At 40.9% G+C, this 18,994-nt stretch carries 14 protein-coding genes, 1 tRNA gene and 1 pseudogene; 10 read left to right on the top strand and 6 right to left on the bottom strand.

Annotated features, from left to right (window positions below; all coding sequences use genetic code 11):
• The first annotated feature begins 124 nt into the window (after positions 1–124).
• Both RMY31_RS31080 and RMY31_RS31085 read left to right on the top strand, forming a co-directional pair.
• Positions 125–2,215: an S-layer homology domain-containing protein gene (locus RMY31_RS31080; RefSeq protein WP_322664995.1), complete on the top strand. Its 2,091-nt coding sequence runs from the start codon at positions 125–127 to the stop codon at positions 2,213–2,215.
• Between the two features lie 128 nt (positions 2,216–2,343).
• Positions 2,344–3,033 carry a hypothetical protein gene (locus RMY31_RS31085; RefSeq protein WP_322665027.1) on the top strand — a complete coding sequence of 230 codons (690 nt, stop codon included), beginning with the start codon at positions 2,344–2,346 and terminating at the stop codon, positions 3,031–3,033.
• 11 nt (positions 3,034–3,044) lie between these two features.
• Here the strand turns inward: RMY31_RS31085 and RMY31_RS31090 are convergent, their stop codons facing one another.
• Positions 3,045–3,935 carry an ATP-grasp domain-containing protein gene (locus tag RMY31_RS31090; protein ID WP_322664993.1) on the bottom strand — a complete coding sequence of 297 codons (891 nt, stop codon included), beginning with the start codon at positions 3,933–3,935 and terminating at the stop codon, positions 3,045–3,047.
• Between the two features lie 59 nt (positions 3,936–3,994).
• Positions 3,995–5,176 (bottom strand): RtcB family protein, encoded by a 1,182-nt coding sequence (locus RMY31_RS31095; protein ID WP_322664991.1) that lies wholly within the window; start codon positions 5,174–5,176, stop codon positions 3,995–3,997.
• A gap of 269 nt (positions 5,177–5,445) precedes the next feature.
• Between RMY31_RS31095 and RMY31_RS31100 the strand changes: the two genes are divergently transcribed.
• From RMY31_RS31100 to RMY31_RS31110, 3 genes are all read left to right on the top strand, one after another.
• The gene (locus RMY31_RS31100; RefSeq protein WP_322664989.1) at positions 5,446–6,363 is read left to right on the top strand and encodes a class I SAM-dependent methyltransferase; all 918 of its coding nucleotides are present in this window, start codon (positions 5,446–5,448) and stop codon (positions 6,361–6,363) included.
• Positions 6,360–7,160 (top strand): HAD family phosphatase, encoded by an 801-nt coding sequence (locus RMY31_RS31105; RefSeq protein WP_322664987.1) that lies wholly within the window; start codon positions 6,360–6,362, stop codon positions 7,158–7,160. Before RMY31_RS31100 ends, RMY31_RS31105 begins: the two co-directional genes overlap by 4 nt.
• A gap of 51 nt (positions 7,161–7,211) precedes the next feature.
• Positions 7,212–7,284, top strand: a tRNA-Ala gene (locus tag RMY31_RS31110).
• Between the two features lie 941 nt (positions 7,285–8,225).
• On the opposite strand, the pseudogene cas12k reads toward RMY31_RS31110, so the two are convergent.
• Positions 8,226–10,078 (bottom strand): annotated as a pseudogene (gene cas12k, locus RMY31_RS31115) (type V CRISPR-associated protein Cas12k).
• Positions 10,079–10,319: 241 nt separating this feature from the next.
• Between cas12k and RMY31_RS31120 the strand changes: the two are divergent.
• On the top strand, positions 10,320–10,490 hold the full coding sequence (locus RMY31_RS31120; protein WP_322664985.1) for a hypothetical protein: 171 nt from the start codon (positions 10,320–10,322) through the stop codon (positions 10,488–10,490).
• A gap of 71 nt (positions 10,491–10,561) precedes the next feature.
• Here the strand turns inward: RMY31_RS31120 and RMY31_RS31125 are convergent, their stop codons facing one another.
• The 3 genes from RMY31_RS31125 to RMY31_RS31135 form a co-directional block, all read right to left on the bottom strand.
• Complete coding sequence (locus tag RMY31_RS31125; protein ID WP_409878934.1) at positions 10,562–12,427, bottom strand: DUF262 domain-containing protein; 1,866 nt, start codon at positions 12,425–12,427, stop codon at positions 10,562–10,564.
• Positions 12,428–12,549: 122 nt separating this feature from the next.
• Complete coding sequence (locus RMY31_RS31130; RefSeq protein ID WP_322664981.1) at positions 12,550–12,864, bottom strand: hypothetical protein; 315 nt, start codon at positions 12,862–12,864, stop codon at positions 12,550–12,552.
• A 161-nt stretch (positions 12,865–13,025) separates the two neighbouring features.
• On the bottom strand, positions 13,026–13,253 hold the full coding sequence (locus tag RMY31_RS31135) for a hypothetical protein (protein ID WP_409878936.1): 228 nt from the start codon (positions 13,251–13,253) through the stop codon (positions 13,026–13,028).
• 125 nt (positions 13,254–13,378) lie between these two features.
• Between RMY31_RS31135 and RMY31_RS31140 the strand changes: the two genes are divergently transcribed.
• The 4 genes from RMY31_RS31140 to RMY31_RS31155 all read left to right on the top strand — a co-directional run bounded on the left by RMY31_RS31140 (position 13,379) and on the right by RMY31_RS31155 (position 18,879).
• Positions 13,379–13,504, top strand: coding sequence for a hypothetical protein (locus RMY31_RS31140; RefSeq protein WP_409878938.1), 126 nt, complete (start codon positions 13,379–13,381; stop codon positions 13,502–13,504).
• 31 nt (positions 13,505–13,535) lie between these two features.
• Complete coding sequence (gene hsdR, locus RMY31_RS31145; RefSeq protein ID WP_409878940.1) at positions 13,536–15,929, top strand: EcoAI/FtnUII family type I restriction enzme subunit R; 2,394 nt, start codon at positions 13,536–13,538, stop codon at positions 15,927–15,929.
• 47 nt (positions 15,930–15,976) lie between these two features.
• Positions 15,977–17,020, top strand: coding sequence for a hypothetical protein (locus RMY31_RS31150; protein ID WP_409878942.1), 1,044 nt, complete (start codon positions 15,977–15,979; stop codon positions 17,018–17,020).
• Positions 17,021–17,082: 62 nt separating this feature from the next.
• Positions 17,083–18,879, top strand: a complete 1,797-nt coding sequence (locus RMY31_RS31155; RefSeq protein WP_409878945.1) for an N-6 DNA methylase — start codon at positions 17,083–17,085, stop codon at positions 18,877–18,879.
• The last annotated feature ends 115 nt before the right edge of the window (positions 18,880–18,994 follow it).

Consider the following 18,994-nt stretch of genomic DNA (forward strand, 5'->3'; position numbering starts at 1 on the left):
AGGAGGGGAGGACGCGGGGATGGTTGGGACGCAAAGAGATTTAAATGATAAATAATTATTCAAATTTTATATAAATTATCCTGCTTAAAGTTGTTTACAGTCATCAGTCAATAATCAACAATCAATGGTGAACTCTACTCTCGTAACCACACTCTATGTCAATCCTGTAACAGGGAATGATACTAATGCTGGTTCGCGGTTGAGTCCGTTTAAAAGCCTCACCCGTGCTTTAAAAGAAAATAAAACACCCGCGATTATTCAGCTAGCATCTGGAACTTACAGCAAGGCGAGTGGTGAGGTGTTTCCCCTGGTTGTCCCTGCAGGGGTGACTGTGGTAGGTAACGAAGCTACCAAAGGTACAGGGATTGCGATCTCTGGGAGTGGTGAATATCAAAGTCCTAGTTTTGGGGTGCAAAATATCACGCTGCTGTTGCTGAGTGATGCCAGTCTCGTGGGTGTGACTGTTACTAATCCCATAGCAAAAGGCACTGGTGTCTGGATTGAATCGGCAGCACCTAATATGGCTAACAATACTTTCAGCGACTGCGGACGGGAAGGCATATTTACAACTGGTAATGCTAAACCTGCAATTTTAGATAATTTGTTCGTGCAAAACGCCGCCAGTGGTTTAATGATGGCGCGTAATAGCAAGGGAGAAGTACTGCGGAATGTATTTCAAAAAAATCCTTTGGGTATAGCAGTTAGTGACTTTGCTGCTCCTTTGATCGCAAATAATAAATTATCAGATAACCGCTCAGCGATCGCACTTTCTCGTGATGCCCGCCCCGTGCTACGGAATAATCTAATTGCCGAAAATACCCAAGGTGGACTTTTAGTCAATGGTAATGCAGTCCCCGATTTAGGTAGCAACCAAGATGCTGCTGGCAATATTTTTCAAGGCAATGGCGAATTTGATTTGCAAAATGCCACATCAGTGCAGCTAGTCTCAGCAGGCAATCAGTTGAATCCTACTCTAGTCAAAGGACAGGTAGAGTTTATTGCTGCCATAGAAGATAATCCCAGACAAATCTCGGTTGGTACTAATTTTGCCGATCTTATTGGGCATTGGGCGGCAGCTTTTGTGGAAGCATTAATAAGCAAAGGTGCAATTAGTGGCTTTCCCGATGGCACTTTCGGCCCCGATGCCCCGATTAACCGCGCCCAGTATGCCGCGATCCTTACCAAAACTTTTCAGTTGCCCTCAAGCAATAAACTCAATAAATTTCCCGATGTCAAACCAGATTTTTGGGCAGCATCAGCTATATCCAGTGCGGCTGAGAGTGGCTTTATTAGCGGCTTCCCCGATGGCACGTTTCGACCAGGGCAAAATTTGACGAAAGTTCAAGCAATAGTATCTATTGTGAATGGGTTAAAGCTGAGTGGCGGTAATCCAAATTTATTAACTGTATATCGCGATCGCGCTCAAATTCCTAGTTACGCCACTAATGCTGTGGCAGTTGCTACACAAAAGCTACTCATTGTCAACTATCCGCAAACCGACCTACTAGAACCACTGCGAGACATCACTCGTGCTGAGGTAGCGGTATTAATTTATCAGGCATTAGTAGCCAGCAGCAAAGAAAAAGCGATCGCTTCAACTTATATTGTCAGTCCTGATGTCGATGTTCCTTCTTTTAGCGACCTCACAGGGCATTGGGCAGAAGCGTTTATTCGGGGATTAGCCAGCATGAATTTAACTCATGGTTTTGCTGATGGCAAATACCAGCCAGATAAACCCATGACTCGTGCCCAGTATGCGGCTTTAATCGCGGTTGCCTTAAACCCCACACCAAAACGCCTAGCACCCGATTTTACTGATGTACCTAAGAATTTTTGGGCTTATGAGGCTATCCAAATCGCAGCTAGCGGCGGCTTTGTCAGCGGATTTAGCGATCGCACTTTCCGCCCCGATCAAAATGTGCAAAGGCTACAGGTGATTGTATCGTTAGTTAACGGACTTGCCTTACCAGCAGCGAATAGCAATACCGCACTCACCTACACCGATAGTAATGCGATCCCCGATTACGCCCGTAAGGCAGTGGTGACAGCGACACAACAGAAAATCGTGGTCAACTATCCCGATCCTCAGCAGCTAGCACCGACACGAGAGGCTACACGTGCCGAAGTGGCAGCAATGGTTTATCAGGCATTAGTTGCGATCGAGCGAACGCCAAATATTAATTCACGCTATATTGTTTCGACAGTCAGCAATTGACCAAGTAAAATGAAAAACATTATTTATTAAATGGGAAACTCTTGGTAACAAATCCTATAGCTAAAAACACGCTAGGCTATAGGCGACGGGTAGAAAATTTATACCTACTGCCAGAAGCCAATAGTTCAATGTCAACATCAGCTCCGAAAACCTCTGCTGACTTGGCAGCAGCCTTGTTAGTTCACTATAGTTTTGACCTCAGTGGGTACAGTGCCAGTGAGTTAGTTAACCGTTGGCAAGCCCAATACCCAACTAATTGGTTGCATCTTGCAGTGATTGAGGCATTGTATCAAGGTCGCTATAAAGGCATCTCAGTGCAGCAAATCTTAGCGTTTTGGCTGCGACGGGGACAGGCTACTTATCATTTCAATATGGAATTTGAACGTTTGATTTGTAGCAAATTTCCTGAAAGCTTAACAGCACTAGCTGCACCAGTACTACCGCCTGCTAAAAAACAAATTATGTTTGAGAAAGTGACGTATTCTCAATCATCACCAGTTACAGCCGATGCCTTACCTACTACGGTTGACAATGAATATGAGTATCAAACTGCAACCTTACAACCGAGGAATGATGAAGAGGAAGGAAAGCGGGTGGAAAACATTTTGACATCTTCCACTCTGAGTCCCGTTGTTGCTGGTGCTAAAAGGCTGACTTCAAAAGAAATAAATTTCTTATTACAAAATCCTCCTCAAGAACCAAAACTACTGCCTCCTGCTGCTAATCATCCTCCTATTGAGCAATTTACCCCAGAAACAAGCGATCGCTCTGAGTCATTCACCTCAAAACTTAAAGCCATGTCTAGCGAACAGCAGTAACGCATCTAGACTTAGGAATAACTTGAGATATCTTTCAACTTATTCCATAACTCCAATGCCGGAATTTGACAAACACCAGCAAATTGAGCATCTGCTGTCTCTATCACAATCCACTCTCCACTTTCTAACTGGCCAATATCAATTGCTATATAAGGAACTCTCAGACGTTCAGCAGCTAGAATTGCCAAGCTTAATACTTGCTTTTCTTCATGCTTGGATAATTGACTCAAATTATCTTGACCATCCCAATAATATCCATATTTTAAAATTTGCTGATTATAAATAAAGCATCTAAATTCTCTGCCCATAGGAAAGCCATTAGGAGCTAAGCGTTGGTGTCGCAGCTTCACTAACTTTCTCACAATAACTTTGCTGCGCGAGCTATATTTAAGTTTTAATAACCATTCAGTTAATCTAATCAATTCTTCTTGATTATTTGCTACACAAGACTCCCATCCTTGTTGTTTCCTTGATTGAACTGCGCCTTTAATAAATACAGGATATCCCAATAATTCACCAGCCTGAATACATTCATTTGTTGATGCAATAATTACACTCTCAGGTGTTAATCCTTTTAAATGGGGATAAAATAAATCGAACTCCAAAGCTATTCGGTGTTCTAAAGGAGTGTTAAGTAGTTTGATCCCCTTAGCCAAAGCAGCTTGATATATCGCTTCATAGCGCTCTAATTCAGGAATATATCCCACCCAAATGCCAGCAGTTTCTTTCGCATATTCAGGAATATGCCATAGAGCATTTTCTGCATTACCACAGCGTTCAAAATCTCGCGGTATATAGTAGACTTTACACCCCAATAGTTGGGCTGCCTCAGTCATTAATTTATTTTCGTTAGCGCTGGCAGATTGTTCTATTTGTTCTATGGATTCACTTAAAACAATCATTTATTTATCAGATACTTCGGCATTAAATAAAAAAGTGGGCATTACCCACTCTCCTAAATTTATCCTTTCACACAAAGAACTTGCTTGAGTGTTGCCACAACTTCGACCAAATCTGACTGATTTTCCATCACTTGTTCTATTGGTTTGTAAGCACCAGGAATTTCATCTAAAACGCCAGTATCTTTGCGGCATTCTACACCTTGAGTTTGCTCTATTAAATCATCAAGTGTATAGACATTTTTTGCCTTATTTCTAGACAATAAACGTCCTGCACCATGACTGCAAGAACAAAAACTGTCGGCATTACCTTTACCTTTAACGATGAAAGATTTCGCCCCCATCGAACCTGGGATAATGCCGTAGTCTTCTGTCTGGGCGCGTACTGCACCCTTGCGGGTAACATACACATCTTCGCCAAAATGCACTTCTTTTTCGGCGTAATTATGATGACAATTGACCTGCAATAAAGGTTTAGCTGCCTTGCCACCTGCCAGATGCTTTTCAACAATGTGCTTAAAACGGGCCATCATCACATCACGGTTGAAACTTGCATAGTCTTGCGCCCATTGCAAATCGTTCCAGTACGCTTGAAATTCAGGAGTACCAGCTATAAAGTGAGCTAAATCTGGGTCAGGTAATTTATTACCTGCCATCTTGGCTAATTCTTTGGCTGTGTGAATGTGGCACTGAGCTAGATTATTGCCGATGTTGCGCGAACCTGAATGCAGCATCAGCCAAACTTGGTTCTCTGTATCAAGGCATACCTCAATAAAATGATTTCCTCCGCCAAGAGAACCCATCTGCTTCATAGCTTTACCTTGCAGGTCTTGTACACCTCGGTGCAAGTCTGGAAAATCACGCCAGCGTTGCCAGTTAGTGACAGATTTTTCAACGTCTTTATTTTCGTTGAATCCAGTAGGAATTGCAGCTTCAATATCCAAGCGGATTTTTTTTAGCTTGCCTTCAAGTTGATCTGCGGTAAATGGCGTTTTGATGGCGCACATACCGCAACCAATATCTACGCCCACAGCCGCTGGTATAATTGCTTCTTTTGTTGCTAATACAGAACCAACTAAAGCACCTTTTCCTAAATGGACATCTGGCATCAAAGCTACATGCTTAAACACAAATGGTAGTGATGCCACATTCTTTGCCATCTTGGTTTCTTCATGTCCTAAAGGGTGATTTGCCCAAGATAAAACGGGTGCTGGTGTGGTAATTTCTAACTTTTCGTAGGGCATAATTTTCTCTAGTTTGGATTTTTAAGGTGAAATTTGAGTTTAGACGCTGAATTTAGTGTTTTATCAGTAGCTAGTTATAAAAATTTAAATTCTGCACAATATTTTCAGTTAATTCTCTAAATTTTTGTGACGCACAAGAACTACTCCTAAGGGTAGCACTTTTGTAATATAAATGTAGTATTTAATATTTCGAGTGTCAATGCGATCGCCAAACAAGCAATACATTAAAATTTGTAAATAAAAAGACTCTTATTAAAAACAGTTCATTTATGGCAGTGCGTCAAAATACAACCTGGAAAAATTTTCTCTCCCCGATGGTGCGTTTTTTAATTGATGAAGATAAGTTGCAGCGTTACGCGGATAGTATCGACTGGGAAAAACAGAGCGATCGCTTCCGGCGGTCTGATATCATAGTTCCCTTATACTACAGTAGCCAAAACTTTCACGGCATTGAGGGCGGATATCTCAACCCGGAAGTTGCGGTTAGCTACGATCCCGTGACTCAATATCTTCTGCCACCTAATGAAACCTTAGTTCGTCAGGCTTTGATTGATGCCGTCAAAGTACATCCACGACGCATACTAGATTTGGGCTGCGGCACAGGTTCAACTACTTTGATGTTGAAGCAGGCTTTTCCCCAAGCGGAAGTCATTGGTTTAGACTTATCACCTTATATGTTAGTCAGGGCAGAGGATAAAGCCCAAAGCGCTGGTTTAGAAATACTCTGGCGACACGGAAATGCTGAGACAACAAACTTCCAGAATGCTGTTTTTGACCTAGTGACAGCTTCTTTACTGTTTCACGAAATACCTAATACAGTATCCCAGGCAATTCTGTGGGAAAGTTTTCGGTTGCTAGTAGCTGGCGGACAAATCTTGATTCTCGATGGCAATCAAAAGACTTTACGTCAGTTTGAGTGGCTCAATAATATTTTTGAGGAGCCTTATATTCGTGAGTATGCCGCTGGTAATTTGGATGCGAGTATGGGTGCAGCGGGGTTTGAAGCGGTGCGTACTCAAGATGTCTGGTGGATAAATCAATTAACCAGTGGTGTTAAACCTATTCCTGTGACAGATGTAACTGCTCAAAAGAAAAGACAACAGTACACCCCAAGATCGATAGATAGCACAATAGATAATAATGATTTGGAGGGCTTAGGTTCTCCAGTTTTTGGCATAAGGGCATGAGTTTAAAGGCAGTTCTCTTTGATTTCAATGGTGTCATCATTAAAGATGAGTCTATTCACCTGCAATTAATAGATGAGATCCTCGTTGAGGAAAATCTTCAACCCCAAAAGATGAGCGAACGTCAAGCTTCTCTAGGACGCAGCGATGTCTTCTCTTTCAGAGACGCTACCGCGAACGACAACTCCTTCGGAGAACGCACTTGTTTTCAAGAATTGCTCGCTAGTCGCGGTAGAGTAGCTACGGAAGAGTATTTAACTCAGTTGCTCAACCGCAAGGCACAAGCCTATGCATTGGAACTAGAAAAACTCGAAAAACTGCCTATCTACCCAGGTGTAGAGGACTTAATATATCAGGTGCGATCGCGAAGCATCTCTGAAAGAGATTCGCAGAATCTTAAAATAGGGTTAGTCAGTGGAGCAATTCGCAAAGAAATAGAACTGGTACTCAACCGCGCCAAGCTGGCTGAATATTTTCAAGTTATTGTGTCAGGTGACGATATTACCACCAGTAAGCCCAAACCCGATGGTTATCTGCTGGCAGTCGAACGCCTGAATCAAAAATATCCCGAATTGAATCTACAACCACAAGAGTGTTTAGCAATAGAAGATACTCCAGCTGGCATCCAAGCGGCGAAACGAGCTAACATGCAAGTTGTTGGTGTAGCAAATACTTACCCATTCCACATGCTCCAGCGTTGCTGTAACTGGACTGTAGATTACTTGACTGATTTGGAACTAGAACGGGTACAGGAAGTCTATTCGCAAAAAGAGTCTCAGTCTACAGTAAGTGAATGTTAGAATATCATCTGACAGTTAGATGTTAAGTTAGTCAGGCTCAGCAATGATTAAGGGGAATTAGCTCAGTTGGTAGAGCGCTGCGATCGCACCGCAGAGGTCATCGGTTCAAATCCGTTATTCTCCATGTGTCGCTGTCAGTTAACTAATTATTTGTCGTCGTTAACAGACTAATGTCGTTATTAACTAATTATTTGTCGTTTTAACAGATTAATGTTGTCAATTTAACTTAGTCAAATGTTAACACATTAATGTCGTCAAATTTTCTATTGTTTTTAACGACTGGCTCTTATTTTTGTTTGATCGCAGCGCTCCTTTCAACCCTCCTAATAATCAGTTATACTCTTTAACCATTTTAAATCTGGTTAGTGTAAGTAGATAGTATTTATATCCTTATTTCTGCAACACAGTTCCAGCCCAGATGATAGTTGAAACACATCTGTTCAATTTGTACTTTCTTGACTAATCAGCTTTCAATCCACCCCTAGCCGGGATAGTTTTTGAAACTTCTACTGAAGAGGTGCGAACTCTTTCAGCGGACGCTTTCAACCCACCCCTAGCCGGGATGGTTTTTGAAACTCGACCCGTCTAGAACCCCTGCTATAGAAGCTCTCCATACACATAATTTGGCAGGTGTGCTTAAAAGAGTCTTGAACTAAAAATTAAAAAACTAAATGCATTGACATGCTAGTTGATTGAGTCAAGACTGGATAAGGGTTTTAAAATTTTGGCAGGACTCCGGGGTTTCTGCCCCCGCTTTGACGTGCCAAAAAAATATTTAGGAGGGTTCCCCCGATGAAGGGGGTGATTCAGTAGCCACCACTGAGGTCATCCTCACCGTTACTAAAACGGTTAGGGCTAAATTAGCCTTACTCCTTATTGCAGGGAGCGCACCTATCCTGTCTAGCGACAGCAGCATCAGAAGCGGGTAGCTACCAGGGTCAGAAAGCAAAACGGTCTGACAACCGTCAAACTAACCCAGATTTATCACAGTACAGCGGCTCAAAAGAGCATGAACTGCGGCGCTGTTAACTACATATTATATTTTCAAGGTTCGGTTTTGTTTCACTAAACTGAAGTAGCTTGACGCTGTTGGTAAGCAGAAAGCGCTAAATCTCTTGCCTGCTCTTGAGGACTACCTCGAATTTGTTGTGATGTAATTTCAATAGAGATTCCAATCTTTGTTGCTTGGCTTGTAATATTTTCAATTAATCGACCATAACTCCAGCGATGAAAGCTCATGCGGTATTGTTTGGCATACTGTTGTTGACCTTCTTTATAACCAGGAATCTTCTTCTCAGCTTTAGCTTGAAGTTCGCTCTGGATTATTTCTCGTATATCCCGTAGTTTTGGTAGTACAACACTGCTAGCTTGATAAGTTTTTGCGATCGCCACAATCGCACATGCCAATAATCTATCAATATATAGCCCTAATTCTGATTCCCCAAAAGAGTTTGGTGCATCTTTTTTCTGAGTTTTGTGGCGTTCGTGAGAAAGACGTTGCTGTTGTTGTCGCTGGCGATTTAGGAGGTTGTAGTTTTCACCAAGTAGTTGTTTGACACTACGGTAAGCTAAAACTTCAAGTTTTGATGCATCTACTACTGCTACTGTGACTGGTTTATCTAAACCAAAACTGACACCAACAAGTATTGAAGGTTGACTTTTATAAATCGGCTTACTAGGACGAGGGAAGGGATTATTAATTCGAGCAAGTGTTGACTGCTGACGAACTATTGAAGCTTGTTGCTCTTTGTTAAGGTTGTCTTTCTGTTGTATCTTCGTCAAACTCTCGCTAATTTTGGCAACTTTTTGGACAACCACTTGTTGAGTTCCTTCAGCCGTCCACATACGAGTGTCTAAAGAGCAGTAAAGCATTAACCGATTTACTTTCCACGCTTCGCCTTTTCCCTCACATTCCTGCCAAGCTAACCTTCCTGAACGAAGAGTGAACAGGCTACTAGAGTATTGGTTTTTACTACTGCATTTTAGTTCCTGATCTTTCAGAAAACGCTGAAAGTAGTGCAAATGACGCTTGTCGCAATATGCTTCAAAGGTATGTTTGCCCAAGCCATTGAAACGAACAAAGATACGTCCTTTGTCATTTTTCAGCCAAGTCATATCTTCATTAGATTCATAAGCCACTGGAAATGGAACAACACTATATTTTCTTAAAAGCTTTGCCTGCCAAACTTTTGCTTCGTCTTCATTTTTAGGACATTTTCTGTAGCAATTTGTAATGTCTCTAACCACTCTTCTCCTGTCAAATCTCTACCTTTAGGTATCCGACTTTTGATTTGGTCTTTTAATCTTTCAATTTCTATTTCTTTTTTGCGTCGAGTCTTCGCAAACTTTTCTGAGTCTTCCTCTACTTCACTAATCTGGCAGTTATTTTTGAGTAAGTAAGCAATAGCACAACGAATAATAGTTTCTTGGCTAGCTTCGTAACTGCTACATAAAATATTGAACAATTGAGAATTTATTTGTTCTGATGTTGCTTTTTTAGTTTGTTTACTATTTTTAATTTTGTGATTACGATTGAAATTCGTAGCAGACTGAGTAGCGAATTGAGATAGAATTTCTGTTGCTTTAGTACGGATAATATCTAAGCTGCAATTACTTTCTTGTTCCAGTTCTAAATCACTTTTTAGGATTTGGAGCCAGCGTTCTTTTCCTTCTAATTGGCGCTTTCGTCGCTTCTGTAATGCAAACCAAGACTTGTAGATATAGTCTACAAGAGCAGTTGCTGAAGTATAAAAACGGCCAGGTTGCCCAGCAAAGCGTTCTTGAGTTTTAAGAGAATTAATCAGTGTTTTCAGTAATCCAGTTGGTAGCTTGCCTTTTTGTAGCCAAATCTCAAATTTAGGATGCTGTCCTACCTGCTCTAATAGTTCACTAATCAATGGCGTATTTTTATCTGCCATCAGTCTCCACAGGTATCGAAGGCTTTCTTCATCTGCAACTATGCGGCATTGTACAGTGATAACGCTCATGGTGTCCTTAGCATCGTCAGCATTAATGAAAGTTACTGAGTTTTATACTGGGTTGGCTATCTATCATTACTATAAGCGCAATAGCGCAATGACGCAAAAGCTTTTTTACGCAAATTAACTTTTATCAATATACTGTGCAACAATAAAGCCCGAACCAAGGCACTATGTGGAGATGGCAGAAGAAACTAGAGAAGTTCGGGGAAGAATTCCTAAAGATTTAAAAATTGCTTTTGAAATTGCTTGCGCTCGTCTAGAAGTCACACAGACAGCAGCTTTGGAGGAGGCGATCAAAGACTGGTTGCAAAAGAAAGAGTCACCTGAAAAACAGCTTCAGGAGGATTAAGGGAGGTGTATGCTATCAGTTTTGCTGCCAGAGCACTATTGAGTAAAGCCAGAGGTTCTGACGCTAATTGCTTAGTAATTCCTTATTATTTCGGGATTAAGCTTATATTCTTTGCTATTCCCGTTATGAGACTCCCCAACAGAATCTTCAAGAGATTCAAAACTTAAAGTTTTGCCCATTGCCTTTCCAATTAGCGTCAGCAAATTATTTGCCCGCATCTGGAAAAATTTTTCAAAGTCGTCTCGCCGCAAAGTTATTGGAAATATAGCGTGCGATCGCAACATTTCATCCAGTCTTCTAGCTGATGTCCCAGAAAGTTCAAACTCCTCTAAATAAACTGAAGGCGCTTTACTACCAATCTTCTTGTTTGTTTTGGCACTTAAAGGTGTGCGATTAATCAAGCAGTTATACTTTTTAGGGTCAATGCCTTGCTTGCGGCACCATGCCACAGGGAAGATATGGTGCGAATCTATCTGTTCTTCAAAATAAATCACATCATTGATTTCTTCCCCGGTACACCAATCAATTGCCCCCTCACGTCGTAGTAAAGCAGCTAAACCCTGATATACTGCACCGTAACGTTTTCTAACGCTAATCAACCTATCAAAAGAAAAATCCGCTTGCACAATGGTGAGCGGTAGTGAACCACCTGCTAACCATTCTGGTACTTCTATAACGTCTCGCCCGGCTCGTGCCTCATACCACCTTGTATATACTTCACCAAACATCCCACACCATAACCAGCGTTCCAGCATAGAACGTACTTGAAATGAACGGGAACGCTCTTCCAGAACAGTAAAAATGGCACTTAGGATGACTAATTGAATGGGGTAAGCTAAATCATCTGCATCAAAGATTTTTTGACTATAAAGGAAACGAGCAGATTCTTCAAAACCCCTAGAAATTGGATCAGCCCATTTTTGATATTCTTCTTTGGTGAGTTTTAGCACTTCAGCGCGATCGCAAGCAACGCCTGGTAATTTATCGGTATTCCAGCCTTTTTTTATAGCTTCTATCCTCTTAGCGTAACCAGCAACTAAGGTAACTGCTTGTACAAAATCTGTACTTCGTAGCTTACGCAATACTTTTAATGATTGAAAGCGGTTTTCCCGGCGCTTCCAATCGTCTCTCAAACTGAAGTCAGCAGTGCAATAGCTAGAACTCATTAAATCGAAGTAATTGAGGTCGCAGCCAGAAGTATTTGTATCTTCAAAGACTTGGCAAACTGCTTCTTTTGGTAAAGAGTCACGCAGTTGAATAACAGGTATTTGATAATGCTCAAATTTTTTGAGAACTTCCAGTTCTAAAGTGTCAATTAGCTCTAGTTTTTGAGGATCGTATTGCCAATACTTAGAAAATTTACTACGCCATTCAGAAAAAAAGAAAACTTTGGATAAGGGAAACAATAGAGCCTGATATTCTTTTTCAGGAGTGGAACAATCAATCAAACCGCCTGTGAAGATTCGCGCAATTTTGGATTCAGGTAAGGCAACGATCGCACTACGGCGATCGCATTCTGGGTCAAGGCATTTTTCAATATCCAGGTAGTACCACTTTTTGATAATTTTCTGGCTTTTTTGGTCTTTGATGGTTACAGCTAGTTCAGATAGCAGCACCATAAACAGAGTTGTCAGGCGTTGCTGACCATCAAGGATTAATAGGTTTGGAGCATAATTTTCTGGTTTTAATACCCCATCAACTGGGCGGGGTTTAAATTGTCGGCTTTGATTACCTTGCTGAAGCATCATGACTGCACCAATCGGGTAAGCCAAAGATATGCTGGCAAGCAAACGACGCACATGGATATCGTCCCAAACCCAATCTCGTTGAAAATCTGGAAGTTGAATGCGTCCAGTTTTTATGTCTTTCATGACATCTAGGAGAAAATATTTAGTGATGTCAAAGGTAGAGATTGAGTTCATTTGATGTTCTGGCATTTTTGTCATCAAGAAAGATATGGCTGCTCGTTACAGCTAGTACTTCGTCAGCCTAAGATTCCTCTTGTATTAACAGCAAGGGGTTTTTAAGGTAGTTGGTCGTGAGTAGCGATCGCTTTTACTTAATCTTGAGGAAAGTCTGGAGGTAAGGTAACAATTCCCTTGACAACTAGCTGTTTAAATTGATTGATTAAATCAGCCTGCCGTAATATGCGGGTAACGTATTTAGGTCGCCGGCGAAAGTCTGTTCCCCAATCTTTAACGGTTTTTGGACTATTACCTGTAACTTGCGCGATCGCATTAATACAAGCTTTGCGATAATTGCGACCTGGTTCTTGGCTAACCCAACGATGGCAATACTCCATCGGTTCGAGGGGCAACTGACGGATAACATCAATTCGGTGTTGATTGTGATGGGAGTGTCTCCCAGTTTGCATTTTGCATCATTGTGAGTCAGCGAAAGCTAGCAGTGGCAGGGAGCGTTTAGATTTTTTTGGCTATAATGCCTCTCTACTCCCAAAAATCCTTTGCTGGCTGAACTCAACTTAAAAAATCTCTGCTCCCAGCACAAGTACTTTAGTCACGAATCACGAGTAAATTATTCTTGGGGATAATTAGGAGGTAGGACTATTTTCCTAATTTGATTGAGCATATCTGCCATGCGTAGAATATGCACCACATAGTTAGGCCGCCGCTCAAAGTTCTGTCCCCAGTTTCCGATAGTTCTTGGACTTAGCCCAGTCGCTTCAGCTAGAGCGGCAATGCAGGCTTTTCTGTACCCTCGATCATCGGGGGACATATCAATCCATCGTTTGCAGTATTCCATCGGCTCCAAGGACAAATTACTGAGCGCGTCGATTCTATATTCAGTTGTCTGGGGGATGATGTCTATTAGCCTATTTGTTCTCAACAGCACATTAACTCACGATTCGTGACTAATTAAAAGATATTATGAACCACGATTCATGTAGAAAAGCAGTGCGATCGCTTTGCATAAAACAACCTGTTATGCGAATCAGTATCTTGAATAACAAGCATCAGATTATCTTGTTGTGCGTAGACGTTACTAGCGGTTAAGTTATAAAAGTAACTAGTAAAATAGCAAGCAATGAGCAATGAAGCTAATACCTGCCGTAAGTATGTTGAGCCAAAACTCAGAAATGCGGGGTGGGAACAAGAACCACACGATTATACTGAGCAGTATTACTTCACTGATGGCAAGATTCGCCCCAAGAATAAGCGTCAACCTCGTGGGGAACGGAAATTTGCAGATTATTTGCTGCTATACAACGGAGAATTTCCTTTAGCGGTAGTAGAAGCGAAAAAGAAACACAAAACTCCTGATGAGGGATTGGAACAGGCGATCGCCTATGCCAAAATCCTCAACGTAAAGTTTGCTTACTCTACTAATGGGCAAGGAATTGTAGAGTATGACTTCATCACAGGTAAGCAGTCTGATGTCATGGACTCATTTCCCAGTCCTAATGAACTTTGGCAACGGTTGACAGGGGAAGCTATGGAACAAATTAGAGAGGACATAGCCGAAAAATTGCTAACTCCCTTTTATCCAACGCCAGGAAAACCACTGCGTTACTATCAAAGGAATGCCATTAATGCAGCACTGGCAGCAATTTTCAAAGGTCAAAAGCGTCTACTGCTGACATTGGCAACGGGAACAGGTAAAACTACTGTTGCTTTCCAAATTGCTTGGAAACTGTCAAGTTTGGAATGGAATGCTTCTGGAGAATCTCGTTCTCCTAGAATTCTGTTTTTGGCAGATCGGAACGTGCTGGTAGATGACCCGATGAATAAGGATTTTTCTGCCTTTAATCAGGAGAAAATTTACAAAATTCAGGGCGAAGCGAAAAAAGGACGTGACCTTTACTTTGCGATTTATCAAGCTATTGGTGATAGAGAAGATAGCTTAGGACTTTACAGAGAATATAGTCCTGATTATTTTGATTTGATTATTGTTGATGAGTGTCATCGAGGTAGTGCCAGGGATGAAAGTAACTGGCGACAAATTCTGGAACATTTTGAACCTGCCTATCAGTTAGGACTGACGGCGACACCGCTACGGGATGATAACGTTGATACCTATCGCTACTTTCGTAATCCCCTTTACACATATTCTCTCAAACAAGGGATTGATGATGGTTTCTTAGCACCCTATCGAGTTTATCGGGTTACTACCCGTTCCGATCGGGAAGGATGGCGACCTAGTGCTGGACAGATTGACCGCTATGGAACAACAATTCCGAATGAAGTTTATCTGACACCGGACTTTGAGCGGAAATTGGTGAGAGAAGCGCGGACGAAAGCGATCGCCCAACATATTACTGATTTTCTCAAAAGCAGCGATCGCTATGCCAAAACCATTGTCTTTTGTGTGGATGAGCCGCACGTTAAAGCAATGATCAAGGAATTACGCAACCTCAATAGCGATATCACCAGAACAAATCCTGACTATATAACTCGCATTACCTCTGATGCTGGTGATGTGGGGAAGGGACATCTCTATAAATTTAAAGATGTCTTAGATGAAACTCACATCATTGCTGTAACTGCTAAGTTGCTAACAACTGGCGTAGATATTCCCACCTGTAAAAATGTTGTGCTTGCCCGTGTTATTCGTTCAATGACTGACTTTAAACAGATTATTGGACGAGGAACCCGTGTGCGAGAAGAACGGGGTAAGCTGTCCTTTAATATACTTGACTACACCAAGAGCACAGTTTTGTTTGAGGATAGAGATTTTGATGGAGAACCTGCCCTCATTAATGAATCAGAGATAGATGATCGGGGGGAAGTTCTCTCTGAACATGAGGAGGAACTGGAATCAGCAGAGTTAGAAGACGAAGCAGAAGATTTGGAAGATGATGACGACAAATCTGGATTTTGGGGACTCCCAGATGACGATGACGCACCACCTCGGAAATATTACGCCGATGGCGGAAGCGAAGAAATTGTTGAAGAAAGAATTTATGATTTAAACCCAGACCATCAACTGCGCTTGTCTCGATTAATTGACTACACCAGAGAACAAGTTCGCATTCTGTATCGTTCCACTCTAGAAATCCAGCAACGCTGGGCAGATCCAGAACAGCGTTCCGAGATTATTGAGTTATTGGCAGACCGGGGAATCGATTTTGATGAGTTAAAACAAGTTACTAATCTTCCCGAAGCAGACCCTTTTGATTTACTATGTCATATTGCCTTTGATGCTCCGGTGCTGACTTGCAAGCAACGGGCTGAAAGGTTGCGACGACGCAAGGCTGACTTTTTTGAGCAATATGGGGAAGATGCTAGGGCAATTTTAGAGATACTTTTGGACAAGTATGCAGACAAAGGAATTAAGGAGTTTAATATTCCAACAACATTTAAGGCAAACCGCGAGTTTGATAAATATGGTAATGTAGCCGAGATTGCTCAACGCTTTGGTGGAGTTCAAGAACTGAGACAAGCAGTGAATCAACTACAGGAATATCTCTATAGTGCATAAAAGTTTAAATTTTAGATAATTATAGAAATCAAGTTATGGAGTATTAAATGGATCAAAATTCACCAAGTTTACGCATCGGATTAATTGAGAACTGCTACCATTCTCTTAAGAGAGGCTACGAATTATGGGGAGAGGGGCAAAGAAAGCAAGATGGTTGGCTTCTCAAAGAAGCAGTTATTTGGATTCATCATGGAATTGAGCTTGGGATCAAACAGCTACTCGTTCAAACTAATGAATATCTAATATTTGAAAATATAGATACAGCAGTGGAAAAACTTGCTAAACTGCGTAATCAGCCTCAACAAGTTGAAGCATCGGTTCTAGATTTATTTGAACAAGAAAAACCTGCTTTTTCAGTTGGTTTTGAAAAAGCAGTAGAGCGTGCCGCAATTATGCTAAATATTACTGAATTATCTAAAACAAGCCCACTAAGAAGTAATATTGATGAACTAACAAAATATCGAAATAAAATAGTTCATTATGCTGTTAGCCTAGAAGTTAACGAAGTCATAACGCTAATATCAAGCATTATGGATGATTTTATTAATTTACTAGAAAGAAATATTCAAGATAATAATTTTCAGGAAAAATATCTTCCAGAGATTCGACAGGCAAATTTACCGATTTCTATAAAGGTTAAGTCTCTGATTCAAGAATCTGAGTCAAGAGTTAAAAACCTAATAATGAATTTTAATAATCAGTATGTTTCAGGCAAACTATTTGGTGTTGAAGATAACATACTTCTTCCTAAAACTACGAATATTTATACCCATAATTATAAAAATAATAATCCGTGGGATATAAGAGCTTCGATGAGCAACAATGAAGAATGGCTGGTAGAAATAAAAATATTATCAACAAATTACTCTTCAAGGAAAATGGCAATTAATCAGTTGCGTAACCATAAGAAATTTTTACTTGATAAATATGAAGGTATTACTGAGAGCCAAATAAAATTGTGGTTTATTAGTTTAAATGATAAAGATAAAAGCAATTTTTTAAGAGAAACAGATTTCTTTAAGGAAAATGGTATTTTGGTATCTTATAAAGATGATATTGAGCAATTAGAAGAATTACTATATGACCAATAATAAAGAATATAATTTAATTCTTAGTTACTCATAAATCTAATGATAGTTGTACTAAAATATTCATGTCAAAACGTACTAGCAAACAAAATGATAAACCCGTAACTACTGCTCAAAAACTGGGAAGCGTGATTAAGTCAGCGCGTGACATCATGCGGACGGATAAAGGATTGAATGGCGAATTAGACCGTCTTCCCCAGTTGACTTGGATCATGTTCTTGAAACTTTTAGATGATTCCGAGAAACTGCATGAGGTGGAAGCAGAGTTAGAAGGAATTTCCTATAAACCAACTATTCAACCGCCTTATCGCTGGCGAGATTGGGCTGCTAATGAAAATTTTACGGGCGATCGCCTGAAAAGTTTCATAAATAATGATGAGGCAATTTTACCAGATGGCACGAAAGGTGCAGGGTTACTCGCCTATTTGCGGAATCTCAAAAGCAAAACCGGACGCGATCGCGCTGATGTTATCGCCAAGGTGTTCAAAGATGTCAACAACCGCATGACTAGTGGGACTTTGCTGTGGGATGTGCTGAGTAAGGTAAATGATATTCACTTTGATAAATCAGAAGAGGTGAATCTCCTCAGCAATCTTTATGAGTCCATGCTGAAGGAAATGCGAGACGCTGCGGGAGATTCGGGAGAGTTTTACACCCCCCGTCCGGTAGTGCGGTTTATTGTGCAGGTGATGGAACCACAACTGGGAGAAACCATTTTTGATCCTGCTTGCGGAACAGGTGGTTTTTTGGTTGAGGCGTATGAATACCTGAAAAAACAGTGTAGCGCACAAGATTGGCAGATACTTCAAAAAAGCATCATTGGTGCTGAGGCGAAATCCTTGCCTTTGATGTTAGCGCACATGAGTTTGCTGTTACACGGGTTTGAATATCCCGATATTGATGATGGTAATAGTCTGCGGTTTACTATTGCCGAAATGGGTGAAAAAGACTGGGTAGACATCATTCTCACTAACCCGCCGTTTGGGGGTGAGGAAGAAGACAGAATTAAAAATAACTTTCCGCCAGATAGACAAACCAAAGAAACGGCGTTGTTATTTCTTCAGTTGATTATGCGTCGTCTCAGACAAAGACCCAAACCAGGACGCGCAGCAGTAGTATTTCCCAATGGGGTGCTATTTGGGGATAACATTTGCGCCAAACTCAAGGAAGATTTACTCAAGGATTTTAATCTGCATACCATTGTACGTTTACCTAATGGGGTGTTTGCGCCTTATACTGGCATTCCCACAAATTTGTTATTTTTTGACCGTTCTGGACAAACGGATGAGATTTGGTACTATGAGTTACCTTTACCAGAAGGACGGAAAACTTACACCAAAACTAAGCCGATACAGGATGAAGATTTTGCTGAATGTGTGGCATGGTGGAAAAACCGAGAAGAGAACGGACAGGCTTATAAGTATAACTTTAGGGAAGCTTATAACCAGGTAATAAAAGAAGCAACGCCTCATTGGAATGCTGCTAAGAAAGCAGAGGAAACAGCTAATCAGATTGCAAAGAAAGTTAAGGAATTAACTGAGAAAATCCAAAGTTTACAAAATTCAATTTTGGACTTTTCGCCATCAAAAGATATTGCACGCATTAACAATCAGATTCAGGTAGTCAAGGATGAGGTTAAACAGGCTCAAACTGAGGAGCAAATTCAGCGCGAGATTGCTAAAGATGAGAAAGCTAAAGGAGATGCTATTTACTGGGCGATTTATAATCTTGACCGCAAAAACCCGAATATTCAGCAGGATTTTGAGCATTTACCGCCTGAGCAGTTGGTGGCTGATATCTTAGATAAAGATAGGCGAATATCTGAAATTATGGCAGATATTAAGAGGATGTTGGAAGGTTAGATTCGCTTGGTGACATTAATACTTAATCTATGTTAAAACTGACATTTAAGCAGACTTCAGCAGAAGTAATGGTTCGGGCTGCTTCAACTATTATATTTAATACTTTAAATCAATT

Origin of the sequence: Dendronalium sp. ChiSLP03b (assembly GCF_034531165.2) — a bacterium.
GTDB lineage: Bacteria > Cyanobacteriota > Cyanobacteriia > Cyanobacteriales > Nostocaceae > Dendronalium > Dendronalium minutum.

Bases quoted from the DNA above. Each gene is read 5' to 3' on its own strand.
- RMY31_RS31080 (WP_322664995.1), top strand. From the start codon at position 125: ATGGTGAACTCTACTCTCGTAACCACACTCTATGTCAATCCTGTAACA.
- RMY31_RS31085 (WP_322665027.1), top strand. From the start codon at position 2,344: ATGTCAACATCAGCTCCGAAAACCTCTGCTGACTTGGCAGCAGCCTTG.
- RMY31_RS31090 (WP_322664993.1), bottom strand. From the start codon at position 3,935: ATGATTGTTTTAAGTGAATCCATAGAACAAATAGAACAATCTGCCAGC.
- RMY31_RS31095 (WP_322664991.1), bottom strand. From the start codon at position 5,176: ATGCCCTACGAAAAGTTAGAAATTACCACACCAGCACCCGTTTTATCT.
- RMY31_RS31100 (WP_322664989.1), top strand. From the start codon at position 5,446: ATGGCAGTGCGTCAAAATACAACCTGGAAAAATTTTCTCTCCCCGATG.
- RMY31_RS31105 (WP_322664987.1), top strand. From the start codon at position 6,360: ATGAGTTTAAAGGCAGTTCTCTTTGATTTCAATGGTGTCATCATTAAA.
- RMY31_RS31120 (WP_322664985.1), top strand. From the start codon at position 10,320: ATGGCAGAAGAAACTAGAGAAGTTCGGGGAAGAATTCCTAAAGATTTA.
- RMY31_RS31125 (WP_409878934.1), bottom strand. From the start codon at position 12,427: ATGCCAGAACATCAAATGAACTCAATCTCTACCTTTGACATCACTAAA.
- RMY31_RS31130 (WP_322664981.1), bottom strand. From the start codon at position 12,864: ATGCAAACTGGGAGACACTCCCATCACAATCAACACCGAATTGATGTT.
- RMY31_RS31135 (WP_409878936.1), bottom strand. From the start codon at position 13,253: ATGGAATACTGCAAACGATGGATTGATATGTCCCCCGATGATCGAGGG.
- RMY31_RS31140 (WP_409878938.1), top strand. From the start codon at position 13,379: ATGAACCACGATTCATGTAGAAAAGCAGTGCGATCGCTTTGCATAAAA.
- hsdR (WP_409878940.1), top strand. From the start codon at position 13,536: ATGAGCAATGAAGCTAATACCTGCCGTAAGTATGTTGAGCCAAAACTC.
- RMY31_RS31150 (WP_409878942.1), top strand. From the start codon at position 15,977: ATGGATCAAAATTCACCAAGTTTACGCATCGGATTAATTGAGAACTGC.
- RMY31_RS31155 (WP_409878945.1), top strand. From the start codon at position 17,083: ATGTCAAAACGTACTAGCAAACAAAATGATAAACCCGTAACTACTGCT.